Here is an 11827-nt window from a genome sequence, read left to right on the forward strand (position 1 = left end):
GTGCCGTACAAGTTCCAGGACGAAGCCTTTCCCATGGCCCGTCAGGGCACTGTAAGCCGGACCTGTGCATCTCCCCCCATTCTTTATATCCGACATATCAGACGCACCCGCAGGACTCACCCCGACGCACGAGGCCTGCTCGGTGGCACCATGACCGGGTGACCCACGCATCGCCGAGCCCCATCCAGGTAGTCGCCCACCGCGGAGCCTCGGAGGACGCCCCCGAGCACACCCTGGCCGCGTACCGGAAAGCCATCGAGGACGGCGCCGACGCCCTCGAATGCGACATCCGGCTGACCGCGGACGGACACCTCGTCCTGGTCCACGACCGTCGCGTGAACCGCACCTCGAACGGCCGCGGGGCGGTCTCCACCCTGGAGCTCTCCGAACTCGCCGCCCTCGACTTCGGCTCCTGGAAGGACCGCGAGGAGTCGCCCGACTGGGACGCGGACCCCGAGCGCACCTCCGTGCTCACCCTGGAGCGGTTGCTGGAACTGGTCTCCGACGCCGGCCGGCCCGTCCAGCTCGCGATCGAGACGAAGCACCCCACCCGCTGGGCCGGACAGGTGGAGGAACGCCTCCTCTTCCTCCTCAAGCGCTTCGGGCTGGACGCCCCGCCCGCCGCGGGCCCGCACCCGATCCGGGTCATGAGCTTCTCCGCCCGCTCCCTGCACCGGGTCCGGGCGGCCGCGCCGACGGTGCCGACCGTGTACCTGATGCAGTTCGTCTCCCCCCGGATGCGCGACGGGCGGCTGCCCGCCGGGGTCCGGATCGCCGGGCCGGCGATGCGGATCGTCCGCAACCACCCCGGCTTCATCCGCAAGCTCCAGGCCGCCGGGCACTCCGTACACGTATGGACTGTGAACGCTCCCGAAGATGTTCAGCTATGCGCTGATCTGGGTGTAGAAGCGATCATCACGAACAGGCCACGTCAGGTTCTGTCACAACTCGGACGCTGACGTCCCCTTTTGCCCACCCGTCACACCCGTCCCGTGCGTGACAGGGAGTGCACCGGCGCATCCGCTCCGCATCCAATCGTCATGAATGCGTCAGGACGGTGTCAGAGGGCCTCGTCAGGGCGGTTTCCGGTCCAGGCCATTGGGGCATCCAGACCATGGCGTGGGGCTAAGGAGGTTCCGGGGGTGGCGTTGGTGATGGCACAGGAAGTGCCCACGTCGTCGTGCATGGACATACGCCATGGTCCTGCGGGCGTGGGCGAGGCGAGGCGCCGGATGCGCGAACAACTGCGCATGAGCGGCCTGTCCGAATCGGTCGTGGACGATGCGGTACTGATCCTTTCCGAACTGCTCAGCAACGCCTGCCGGCACGGCCGGCCGCTGGGCCGGCACGAGATCGGAGACGGGGAGATACGCGCCGCCTGGCGCGTCGACGCCGCGGGGCGGCTGACGGTCGAGGTCACGGACGGCGGCGGCCCCACCCGCCCGATCCCGGCCACGCCCTCGGTCACCGCGCACGGCGGTCGGGGGCTGAACATCATCAGCGCCCTGGCCCAGGACTGGGGTGTACGGGACGGAGCGGCGGGTGAGGTCACCGTCTGGGTGATCGTCGCCCGGGGGCCCCGGCACGAGGATTTTGCTACGCGCGTCACCGCCCCGGCGATGGACTTCGCATCGGCCTTCGACGACCTGGATCCGTGAAGCGGATCCGACCGCACGACCAGTAGCACCGGCCATCCGCACAGGCGGCCGTCCGGGAGCGCACGCCGACCGTGCTCCCGGCCGCACCCCACCGGTTCCGGCGGTACGAACGGCTAGGCTCGCGCCAGAGACACCGCCGTACCGCCGCAACCGGGAGACACCCACGATGGCCAAGAAGCGCCCCGCCGCGAAGACCGCGAAGCCCCAGCTCGAGAACGGGGAGATCCCGGTCGTCGGCGCGCGCGAGCCCTGCCCCTGCGGTTCCGGGCGCCGCTACAAGGCCTGCCACGGCGCGGCCGCCTCGCACGCCGCGACCGAGCACGTGCAGCGCCCGTTCGAGGGACTGCCGGGGGAGTGCGACTGGGTGGCGCTGCGCGAGCTCGTCCCCGCGGCCACCATCCCGCTGACCCTCAAGGGCGGCCTGCCCGAGGGCGTCCCGTCCGTGACGCTGGTGACCGTACTGCCCATGGCCTGGCCGGCCCTGCGGCGCGAGGACGGCTCCGTCCTGCTCGGCCTCCAGAACGACTCCACCACCGGCGACCTGGCCCGCGACATGGCCGACACCCTGGAGCGCGCGCTCGTCGCCGAGCCCGGCACGCCGGTCCCGGCCCGCCGGGTGCCGGCCGAGGGTCCCCGACTTCAGGATCTCCTCGACCTGGACGGCGTTTTCGAGCCGGTTGTGCACACCGGCTTCGAATTCTGGATTCCGGAGGCGGAGAGCGCCCAGAACGCCTCCCCGGAGATCGCCGCCTCACTGGAACGCGCCAACGCCGCCGCCATCCCGACCGTCAAGCTGACGAGCGTGGACGCGGCCTACTGGTGCGAGACCCCGGACAAGAACCACCTGCGCTGGGTCATGCCGCACCCCGAGGAGAAGCTGCTCGACGCCCTCGCGCGGCTGCACGCGGCGGGCACGTCCTCCCTCGGTGAGGGCACCAAGCTCGTCGGTTCCTTCCGCGCCCACGGCCTCGTGGTCCCCGTCTGGGACCTGCCGACCGGGGTCACCGCGGAGGACGTGGAGAAGCCGGCCGCCGAGTTCGCCGAGCGGCTGGCCGCGGCCCTGTCCGCCGACGCCCCGCTGACCGGCGAGGAGCGCCGGGCGCGCGGCGGGCTCACCAACCGCCAGGTCACGCTCAGCTGACGGGCGGACACGCACGGGTCCGGTGACTCGGGTCACAACTCCCGCTAATCGCCTGCAAATCGATGTCTGAATATCAGAGATCGAATTTGCGAACAGGCGATCTCTTGTTACCGTTCTTGTAGCCCGGTCGCTGGTGCATCCCCCGTCGCCAGCGACCGGGCCCTTGTCTTTCCGGTGGCGCTCAACCTTCGCCCGGTCCCGGTGAGTTGCTCCCGGATCGCAGCAGCAGTCGCCCTTCCTCATCCGGAACTGCAAACTCCGCTACGGCCGAGTAGTCCTGCGGCGCTCCCGCCGAATCACCTCTGGGCGTCTCGCACAGCCCCGGCTCGTCCCCCGCTCCCACCGCGCAGCGGATCTGGACCGTCCGCCCGGCCGGCCCCATCACGGTCAGTACGGCGTCCAGCGCGCGCCCGCTGGTGTTGCGGTAGTAACTGCGGCCCCAGGTCTGCCCCGCGCTCTCCAGGACGCAGGTCTGCGCCTCCAGCCCCTGTGGAGCGGAGAGTTCGGGTCCGCAGCGCGAATCGGTGCGGGGCTGTTCGGCGGGTCCCGGCCGCGCGGGCGCCGCGGCGGGCCGCGCCCCGTCGGGCGCACCGGAAGCGCGGGAAAGGCCCAGCGAGGAGAGCAACCCCCCGCCTTTTCCGTCACCCTCACCGGCGAAATCCGGCCCGGCGATCGCTCCGGCCAGGGGAAGCGACAAGATGATCAGCACACCGGCACCGATACCGATCAGGCGGAGATTCATTCGCCGAAGATAGCGACGCGGGAATGGGGCGCGGAGATCCCCGCGCCCAATTCCCTTGGAAACCCGTCGCGCTGGCACCCGTACGAGTGATGCGGCGGCCCGCTGCCGCCGGCTGACGTTCAGTACGCGAGCCTGCTGCCGCCGCCCGGCGCGCCACTGCTCGCCTCGACGAGCGCGTCCACGACCGTCTCCACCTCCGGCAGCCACGGCCCGTCGCAGCCGGGCCCCGCCCCGGGCTCCCGCACCCAGCGCACCTCGCCGCCGCCACTGGCCGCGGACGGCGGCAGCAGCAGGTACCCGCCCTCACCGTGGAAGCGCAGCGAGGAGGGTACGTGGTCCTTCGCGTAGAGGAGTTCGCCGAGCCGCTCCAGCGAGTACGGAGCGACCAGCAGGGACCACCGGGTGGGGGTGGCGACGACCGGGCCGAGGCGCATGCCCTGCGCGTCCAGCCGTCCGACGGCCCGCGCGGCCGCGCCGGCCGGCAGGCTCACCGCGCACGGCGCCTTCCCGCCGGTGGCCAGCAGGACCGGGGCGGCGGGCCGCCGGGACCACCACCAGGTCACCATCCGGGCGTCGGTGGTCGCGGCGAGCAGCCCGGGGTCGAAGGGATGCGCGCCGGGCACCACGCAGTCGGGGTCGGGGCAGGCGCACCGCGCGCTGTCGGCGCCGGCCCGGCCGACGCCCGGGAGCACGGGCCAGTTCCAGACGCCGGCGCAGGTCAGCGCCCCGTCGAGGAGAGAGGCGGCCGCCGTGCCGTCGGCACTCGCCACGGCCGGGCGGGAGGCGGCCCGCGGGAATTTCAAGCGATCGCGGAGCCGCTGGAGACGCCTTCCGAGGATCTCGCGCATGAGCGCTCGTTCCTTTCCGTTGAACGCCGAAGGGCCACATCACACCATGTAACCGGTGTTTCACCACACGTACACGTTTCGCGTCACTGTCCGCCAGAAGCAGGTTCACACGGTTCGTGCAGTTTTCTTACGGGTCCGTCAAACGTCCGGCGGGGACCCGGAGCGAGCGGTCCGGGCGACCCGCGCCGGTCTCGAAACCGGCTGCCGCCGCTAAGGACGGCTACCCGCGCCGGGTGGTTCCCCGGCGGTGCGCGGGAGGGCGTCAACTGACCCCGGGCACCATCGATTACGTACCCGGAGCCCCTGGAGCGCCCGCCCAGTCGATCGCAAAAACCGTCCGCTTAGCGCTTTTTCCGGCCAAGTTTTAGCCCCGGCTGGACAGTGAGTTGCCGTCCCACGGACACCAGTATTCCCGCCTGGGCAATGCTGGACATCGATCCTCGTGTGCGTGTAGATGTGGATCCATTGATGGCGGCGCAGCACGATCTGGGGGTTTGCGATGCTATATGGCGAATCGCACCAGGTGGAAAGGCGGACGCCATGAGCGCCCCGCATCTGCCGAAAGTGGCTGGAATCGATCCAGCGGTTACAGCGTCAGCGCACACTGCGACGCCCACGCCCGGCTCCACTTCCGCGGCGTCCACGTCCACGGCCGCACCGGGACCTTCCGCCGGCTCCGCCCGGACCGCCCCCGCCCAGGGCGCCTCGCCCGCGGCGAGCAGCGTCATCCAGGACCGGCTGGCGGGCATGGTCTCCGACCTCACCACCCTCCACGAACTCACCGAGCGCCTCGCACGCGCCGGCGACCTCGACTCCTCCCTCAGGGAGTTCCTGCGCGCCGGAGCCGCCCTCGTCGGCGCACGCCGCGGGCTGGTGGTCCTGGAGCCCTCCGACAGTCTCGGCCCCGCCACCACCATCGGCCTCGGCCTCGGCCGCGCGGACCTCGGGCACATCGAGACGGTGCCGCGCAGCGCCACCTCGTACGGCCGCATCCTCGACGGGCTCCCCGACGCCCACGGCGGCTCCGAGGTGCTGCCCGAGCCGGGCCAGGCCGCGGCCGCCGGCCAAGAGCCCCCGGTCGACCCGCGCCACCGGGAGGTCGCGGCCCGGCTCGGTTACGCCGCGAGCTACGCGCTCCCGCTGACCGCCGACGCCACCGGCCGGCTCGGCGCCGCCGTCTGGCTGTACGACGAGCAGGCCGAGCCGAGCGACCGCCAGCGCGACCTGGTCGGGCTGTACGTCCGGCACGCCGCCGAGCACCTGGCCCGGATGGTGGAGGTCACGCGCTCGCGCGACCGGCTGGCCACCATCGCCGAGGAGCTGCTGCCCAGCCGGCTGCCCCGGATCCCCGGGGTCCAGCTCGCCGCCCGGCACCGTACGGGTCCGCGCGGGGGAGGCGACTGGTACGACGCGCTGCCGCTGCCCGAGGGCGCCATGGGGCTGGCCGTCGGATCGGTGACGGGCTCCGGCCCGAGCGCCGTCGCCGCGATGGGGCGGCTGCGGGCCTCGCTGCGCGCGTACGCCGTGATGGAGGGGGAGGACCCCGTCGCGGTCCTGTCCGACCTGGAGCTGCTGCTGCGCCTGACCGAGCCCGCGCGCTCGGCGACCGCGCTCTTCGCGTACTGCGAGCCCGCCGCACGGAAGATCGTCCTGGCCGGTGCGGGGCACACCCCGCCGCTGCTCATCGGCGAGCGCCGGACCGAGTACGTGGAGACCTCCCTCTCCGCGCCGCTGGGGATGCTGGCGTGCTGGGAGGCCCCGAGCGTGGAGATCGAGCCCGCGCCCGGAGAAACGGTGCTTCTCTACACCGACGGGCTGCTGCGCCGTACCGGCGACTCCATGGACCGGGCCTACGCCCGGCTGCACTCGGCCGCCGCGGGGGTTCCGCGCGCCGCGCGGGAGGACCCGGCGGCCATCTGCGAGCACATCCTGAAGACGGTGCTCCCGGAGGAGGGTCCCGGCTGCGCCGAGGAGTCCGAGGACGTCGTACTGCTCGCGGCCAGGTTCGACTGAGGCGCGGGGTCGCCTGAGGGCCGGGTCGGCCGAGGCACGGGGTCGGCTTCGGCCGAGGGCCGGGGTCGGCCGGAGCCAGGGCCCGTCGGAGACGTGCGCCCGGTTTGACTGATATGTCACAGGTCGAGCCGGGAGCCTTCCCTTCGCACATACGATGGACGGGGTCCGCACCCGGTCCTTGCATGTCGTAGCAGCTGAGGAGAAGACGTGGCTGACGAGCTCACCCCGGAGACCCCGGAAGAAGAGCAGCCCCAGAAGAAGCACAAGCAGCGCAAGAACGGGCTGTACCCGGGCGTCAGTGACGAACTCGCGGAGAACATGCGCACCGGCTGGGCCGACACCGAGCTGCACGGCCTCGCGCCCGTCGCCCAGGCCGGCCACACCGCCGACCGCCGCGCCGCGCTGTCCGCGCGGTTCCCGGGCGAGCGCCTGGTCGTCCCGGCGGGCCGGCTGAAGACCCGCTCGAACGACACCGAGTACCCCTTCCGCGCCTCGACCGAGTACGCGTACCTCACCGGTGACCAGACCGAGAACGGCGTCCTGGTCCTGGAGCCCACCGGGGAGACCGGCCACCAGGCCACCGTCTACCTGCTGCCCCGCTCCGACCGCGAGAACGGCGAGTTCTGGCTGTCCGGCCAGGGCGAGCTCTGGGTCGGCCGCCGCCACTCCCTCGCCGAGGCCGAGCAGCTCCTGGGCATCCCCGCCAAGGACGTGCGCGAGCTCCCCGAGGCCCTCACCGAGGCCACCGGCCCGGTGCGCGTCGTCCGCGCCCACGACTCCGTCGTCGAGTCCGCCCTCACCGACAAGGTGACCAAGGAGCGGGACGAGGAGCTGCGCGTCTACCTCTCCGAGGCCCGCGCCGTGAAGGACGCCTTCGAGATCGGCGAGCTGCAGAAGGCCGTCGACTCCACCGTCCGCGGCTTCGAGGACGTCGTGAAGGTCCTCGACAAGGCGGAGGCCACCTCCGAGCGCTACATCGAGGGCACCTTCTTCCTGCGCGCCCGCGTCGAGGGCAACGACGTCGGCTACGGCACCATCGCCGCCGCCGGCGCCCACGCCTGCACCCTGCACTGGGTCCGCAACGACGGCGCGGTCCGCTCCGGCGACCTGCTGCTGCTCGACGCCGGCGTGGAGACCCACTCCCTCTACACCGCCGACGTCACGCGCACGCTGCCGATCAACGGCACGTACACCGACGTCCAGCGCAAGGTCTACGACGCGGTGTACGAGGCCCAGGAGGCCGGCATCGCCGCCGTGAAGCCGGGGGCCAAGTTCCGCGACTTCCACGACGCCGCGCAGCACGTGCTCGCGGAGAAGCTCGTCGAGTGGGGCCTGCTGGAGGGCCCGGTCGAGCGGGTCCTGGAGCTCGGGCTGCAGCGCCGCTGGACCCTGCACGGCACCGGCCACATGCTCGGCATGGACGTCCACGACTGCGCCGCCGCGCGCACCGAGGCGTACGTCGACGGCACGCTGGAGCCGGGCATGTGCCTGACCGTCGAGCCCGGTCTGTACTTCCAGGCCGACGACCTGACCGTGCCGGAGGAGTACCGCGGCATCGGCGTCCGGATCGAGGACGACATCCTCGTCACCGAGGACGGCAACCAGAACCTGTCGGCCGGGCTGCCCCGCACCTCGGTCGAGGTCGAGGCGTGGATGGCGCGGCTGAAGGGCTGACCCCGACGCGTGAGCGTACCGAGGGCGGGAACCGGATGCGGTTCCCGCCCTCCGTCGTACTCACGACGCCTTCAGCAGCGCTCCGTCGCGCCACTTCAGCGTCTTGTCGAAGCTCACCACGGCTCCGCGGCCCGGCCGGTTGCGGAAGCGGACGTGGTCGGAGAGCTGCTCGATCAGGTGCAGCCCCCGGCCGTTCTCGGCGAGGCAGGAGCCGGCGGATCTGGGCCGGGCCACCGTCGAGGGCGGGAATCCCGGACCCGAATCGGCCACCTCGATGCGACAGCGGTCCCCGTCCAGATAGGCCGTGACGCGGTACGCCTCGGTCCCGTCCGCGGCGCCGCCGGCGGGGCCGCCGCCGGGGTCCGTGCCGGGACGGCCGGCGCGGCCGCCGTGCTCGACCGCGTTTGCGCAGGCCTCGCTCAGCGCGACCGACAGGTCGTGGCAGATGTCCGGGTCCACCCCCGCGGTCTCCATCGTCCCCAGCAGCAGCCGCCGGGCGAGCGGCACGCTCGCGGCTTCGCGCCTCAAGTGGAGAGACCACCAGATGCTCATAGGGGTACCTATTGCCGCCCGCACCGGGCCGTAAGCCCCCGGCGGCCGGCACGGCCCTCATTCGGCCGATGCGCATTTCCCGGGCCGCGGTGTATGCGGGGCACGGGGCCGCCGCCCGGCCCCGGCCGGACCCGGTGCTCCGCCCCTGGCCGGGGGCCTCCTCCGCCGTCCCGTCAGGTCGCCGTCGGCGCCCGGTCGGAACCGGGTGCGGGGCTGACGGCGGGCTGACCCGGTGCGGACCGGACGCGTACCGGCGACCGGAACCCAAGGGTCCCTCCAGCACCTGCCGTAGGCAGGGCCGGGGCCCAGTGCGATGATTGCCCGGCCATGACTGCCACCCACACGACACGCGCCGGAGCGGGCCTCCGGATGAGCCGGGCCGCGGTGTTCACCGCGGTCTGCGTCGTGCTGTCCGCGGCCGGCCACGCCGTCGCCTCCTGCGCGACCGTGCCGTGGTGGGCCCTGGCCCTGGCCTTCATCGCCGTCTTCGCGGTCGCGGCCCCCCTCGCGGGACGCCGTCGCCCGCTGCCCGGCATCGCCGCCGGACTGGCCGTCGGCCAGCTCGGGCTGCACGCCGTGTTCGGCCTCGGCCAGCACGGCGCGGCGGCCGCCCAGGCACCGGCCGGCGGCAGCGACGCATCGCTGGCGGCGCTCGCCGCCCAGCTGGTCTGCGGGGGCAACTCCGTACCGATGAGCGCGGCCGACGCCCGGCAGATCCTGGAGGCCGCCGGACTGGACCCGGCCGCCCTGGCCGCCCAGGCCGCCGCTCAGGGCCACATGGCCCACGCCCACCTGGCGGGGGGCGCCGCGGCACCGGCGACCGCCCTGTTCAGCCCGGCCATGCTGATCGGCCACCTGCTGGCCGCGCTCGCGGCCGGCTGGCTCCTGGCCCGGGGCGACGCCGCGCTGTTCCGGCTCGTCGAGCTGTCCCGGCTCTCCCGCGAAGCCGACCCCGTACGTCCGCTGCGCGCCGCGCTGGCCTTCGTACGCGCCCTCGCGGCCGGGCTCCCCGGCGCGCCCTCGCGCGGCCCCCGGGCCCGCCGGAGCGCCGCCGCGCCCGCCGCGTCGACCGGCCGGGACGCCCTGCAGCACACCGTGGTCCGGCGCGGGCCGCCGACGGGACCGCTCGTCCTCGCAGCCTGACGCGGCACCCTCCTTCCCGGAACACCCGGCGGGAGCACCGGTGCCGCGACCTCCGCGCGCGCCCGCGTGCGGAGCCGACGTCACCACCGTTTCCCAGGAGCGTTCCTGCCATGAAGACCTCTCGCGTCTCCTTCGCCGCCGCCCTCGCCGCCGGCACCGTCCTCGCCCTGTCCGGCACCGCCTTCGCGCACGTCAGCGTGCAGCCCGCCGGGGAGGCCGCCAAGGGCGGCTACGCGACGATCAACTTCAAGGTCCCCAACGAGCGGGACAACGCGTCGACCACCCAGGTCGAGGTCAACTTCCCGGCCGACCAGCCGCTCACGTCCGTCATGCCGCAGGAACTCCCCGGCTGGACGTCCACCGTCGAGAAGACGAAGCTCGACAAGCCGCTGAGCGTGCACGGCAAGCAGATCAACGAGGTCGTCACCAAGGTGACCTGGACCGGCGGCAAGATCGAGCCCGGCAAGTTCCAGCAGTTCCCGGTCTCCGTCGGCAAGCTCCCCGAGAACGCCGACAAGATGGTCTTCAAGGCGATCCAGACGTACGACAACAACGAGGTCGTGCGCTGGATCGAGGAGCCCAAGGACGGCGCTCCGGAGCCGCAGACCCCGGCGCCCGTGCTGAAGCTGACCGCCGCCAAGGGCGCCGACGACCACGGCGCCGCAGCCAAGCCGGCCGCCGACGGGGCCAAGAGCGGCGACAAGAACGCCAAGGGCGAGGAGCAGGGCGGTCACGACGAGGCCGCCAAGAGCGCCTCCGACACCACCGCCCGCACGCTCGGCATCGTGGGCATCGTCGTCGGTCTCGCCGGCGTCGCCTTCGGCATCACCTCGCGCCGCCGCGCCGCCAACTGAGGCGGCGGGCCACCGGGCCCGTCGCTCCACCGTCGGACGCACGACATCCGCACCATCCCCGATTCCCAGGGACATTTCCTCATGCGCACCACACGTGTGACGGTCGCCGCCCTCGCGGTGGCGACCGCGCTCGCCCTCACCGCCTGTGGCAGTGAGACGGCCAAGAACACCGGTTCGGTCACCCAGATCACCGGCCAGAAGAAGGCCGGATCCGCGACCGTACTCGACCGCCCCTTCGACAAGCCGGAGCTCGTCCTCACGGACACCACCGGCAAGCCGTGGAACCTGCGCGAGCAGACCAAGGGACGGCCGACGCTCATCTACTTCGGCTACACCAACTGCCCCGACGTGTGCCCCCTGACGATGAGCAACATCGCCGTCGCCAAGAAGGCACTCCCCAAGGCGGACCAGGACAAGCTCCAGGTCGTCTTCGTCACCACGGACCCGGAGCGGGACACCCCCGACTCCCTCGGCGCGTGGCTCAGGGCCCAGGACCCGTCCTTCACCGGACTGACCGGGGACTTCGCCACCATCCAGGCCGCCGCCCGATCTCTCGGCATCGGTATCGAGGCCCCGAAGAAGGAGGCCGACGGCACCGTCGTCTCCATGCACGGGGCCCAGGTCATCGCGTTCTCGCCCAAGACCGACGAGGGCTACGTCCTCTACGGCGAGGGCACGACCGTCGACGACTACACCAAGGACCTGCCGAAGATCATCAAGGGAGAAAACCCGTGAACGCCCGCACCACCCGCACCATCGCCGCCACCCTCTCCCTGACGGCAGCGCTCGCCATATCCGGCTGCTCCTCCGAGGACGCGGCCAAGCCGAAGATGACGGTCAGCGGGGCCTTCATGCCCCAGCCGGTCAACGACAAGATGGCCGGCGCTTTCATGGTCATCGAGAACGACTCGAAGACCGCCGACAAACTTCTCTCCGCCACCAGCCCGCTCTCGGACGATCTGCAGATCCATGAGACCAAGGACCAGAAGATGCAGCAGGTCCAGTCGATGGACGTGCCCGCGAACGGCGAGCTCAAGCTCGAGCGCGGTGGCAACCACATCATGTTCATGGGGCTCAAGAGCACGCCCAAGGTCGGTGACAAGATCACCATCGAGCTGCGTTTCGAGAAGGCCGACCCGGTCAAGGTCGAGCTGGACGTCAAGGAACGGACGTACAACGCACAGAACTCCACCGCCCACTGA

12 protein-coding genes are annotated in these 11827 nt (G+C 72.2%); 9 read left to right on the forward strand and 3 right to left on the reverse strand.

The genetic code is table 11. The features are described from left to right. Nucleotides 1–158: 158 nt before the first annotated feature. From OG553_RS16390 to OG553_RS16400, 3 genes are all read left to right on the forward strand, one after another. Complete coding sequence (locus OG553_RS16390; protein WP_405979685.1) at nucleotides 159–959, forward strand: glycerophosphodiester phosphodiesterase; 801 nt, start codon at nucleotides 159–161, stop codon at nucleotides 957–959. A gap of 81 nt (nucleotides 960–1040) precedes the next feature. Further along, the gene (locus OG553_RS16395) at nucleotides 1041–1658 is read left to right on the forward strand and encodes an ATP-binding protein (protein WP_405979686.1); all 618 of its coding nucleotides are present in this window, start codon (nucleotides 1041–1043) and stop codon (nucleotides 1656–1658) included. 166 nt (nucleotides 1659–1824) lie between these two features. Beyond that, nucleotides 1825–2799, forward strand: coding sequence for a DUF5926 family protein (locus tag OG553_RS16400; RefSeq protein WP_405979687.1), 975 nt, complete (start codon nucleotides 1825–1827; stop codon nucleotides 2797–2799). Nucleotides 2800–2980: 181 nt separating this feature from the next. On the opposite strand, the gene OG553_RS16405 is transcribed toward OG553_RS16400, so the two are convergent. After that, entirely contained in the window at nucleotides 2981–3541 is a 561-nt protein-coding gene (locus OG553_RS16405; RefSeq protein ID WP_405979688.1) for a hypothetical protein, read from the reverse strand. A 119-nt stretch (nucleotides 3542–3660) separates the two neighbouring features. Continuing rightward, nucleotides 3661–4389 (reverse strand): bifunctional DNA primase/polymerase, encoded by a 729-nt coding sequence (locus OG553_RS16410; RefSeq protein WP_405979689.1) that lies wholly within the window; start codon nucleotides 4387–4389, stop codon nucleotides 3661–3663. A 423-nt stretch (nucleotides 4390–4812) separates the two neighbouring features. On the opposite strand from OG553_RS16410, the gene OG553_RS16415 reads away from it, so the two are divergent. Both OG553_RS16415 and OG553_RS16420 read left to right on the forward strand, forming a co-directional pair. Beyond that, nucleotides 4813–6402, forward strand: a complete 1590-nt coding sequence (locus OG553_RS16415) for a PP2C family protein-serine/threonine phosphatase (protein WP_405979690.1) — start codon at nucleotides 4813–4815, stop codon at nucleotides 6400–6402. 207 nt (nucleotides 6403–6609) lie between these two features. Beyond that, nucleotides 6610–8076, forward strand: a complete 1467-nt coding sequence (locus OG553_RS16420; protein ID WP_405979691.1) for an aminopeptidase P family protein — start codon at nucleotides 6610–6612, stop codon at nucleotides 8074–8076. 60 nt (nucleotides 8077–8136) lie between these two features. On the opposite strand, the gene OG553_RS16425 is transcribed toward OG553_RS16420, so the two are convergent. Continuing rightward, nucleotides 8137–8628, reverse strand: coding sequence for an ATP-binding protein (locus OG553_RS16425; protein ID WP_405979692.1), 492 nt, complete (start codon nucleotides 8626–8628; stop codon nucleotides 8137–8139). A gap of 327 nt (nucleotides 8629–8955) precedes the next feature. On the opposite strand from OG553_RS16425, the gene OG553_RS16430 reads away from it, so the two are divergent. The 4 genes from OG553_RS16430 (at nucleotide 8956) to OG553_RS16445 (ending at nucleotide 11827) form a co-directional block, all read left to right on the forward strand. After that, on the forward strand, nucleotides 8956–9771 hold the full coding sequence (locus OG553_RS16430) for a hypothetical protein (RefSeq protein WP_405979693.1): 816 nt from the start codon (nucleotides 8956–8958) through the stop codon (nucleotides 9769–9771). A gap of 110 nt (nucleotides 9772–9881) precedes the next feature. After that, nucleotides 9882–10625, forward strand: a complete 744-nt coding sequence (locus tag OG553_RS16435) for a YcnI family protein (protein ID WP_405979694.1) — start codon at nucleotides 9882–9884, stop codon at nucleotides 10623–10625. A gap of 81 nt (nucleotides 10626–10706) precedes the next feature. Continuing rightward, nucleotides 10707–11360: an SCO family protein gene (locus OG553_RS16440; RefSeq protein ID WP_007265305.1), complete on the forward strand. Its 654-nt coding sequence runs from the start codon at nucleotides 10707–10709 to the stop codon at nucleotides 11358–11360. Then, nucleotides 11357–11827: a copper chaperone PCu(A)C gene (locus OG553_RS16445; RefSeq protein ID WP_405979695.1), complete on the forward strand. Its 471-nt coding sequence runs from the start codon at nucleotides 11357–11359 to the stop codon at nucleotides 11825–11827. The genes OG553_RS16440 and OG553_RS16445 overlap by 4 nt, the downstream gene beginning before the upstream one ends.

It is taken from the genome of Streptomyces sp. NBC_00158 (assembly GCF_045160885.1).
Taxonomy (GTDB): Bacteria; Actinomycetota; Actinomycetes; order Streptomycetales; family Streptomycetaceae; genus Streptomyces.

What these genes read in the sequence shown, in the direction of transcription:
- OG553_RS16395 (WP_405979686.1), top strand. Translation starts at nt 1,041, where the DNA reads ATGAATGCGTCAGGACGGTGTCAGAGGGCCTCGTCAGGGCGGTTTCCG.
- OG553_RS16400 (WP_405979687.1), top strand. Translation starts at nt 1,825, where the DNA reads ATGGCCAAGAAGCGCCCCGCCGCGAAGACCGCGAAGCCCCAGCTCGAG.
- OG553_RS16405 (WP_405979688.1), bottom strand. Translation starts at nt 3,541, where the DNA reads ATGAATCTCCGCCTGATCGGTATCGGTGCCGGTGTGCTGATCATCTTG.
- OG553_RS16410 (WP_405979689.1), bottom strand. Translation starts at nt 4,389, where the DNA reads ATGCGCGAGATCCTCGGAAGGCGTCTCCAGCGGCTCCGCGATCGCTTG.
- OG553_RS16415 (WP_405979690.1), top strand. Translation starts at nt 4,813, where the DNA reads ATGCTGGACATCGATCCTCGTGTGCGTGTAGATGTGGATCCATTGATG.
- OG553_RS16425 (WP_405979692.1), bottom strand. Translation starts at nt 8,628, where the DNA reads ATGAGCATCTGGTGGTCTCTCCACTTGAGGCGCGAAGCCGCGAGCGTG.
- OG553_RS16430 (WP_405979693.1), top strand. Translation starts at nt 8,956, where the DNA reads ATGACTGCCACCCACACGACACGCGCCGGAGCGGGCCTCCGGATGAGC.
- OG553_RS16435 (WP_405979694.1), top strand. Translation starts at nt 9,882, where the DNA reads ATGAAGACCTCTCGCGTCTCCTTCGCCGCCGCCCTCGCCGCCGGCACC.
- OG553_RS16440 (WP_007265305.1), top strand. Translation starts at nt 10,707, where the DNA reads ATGCGCACCACACGTGTGACGGTCGCCGCCCTCGCGGTGGCGACCGCG.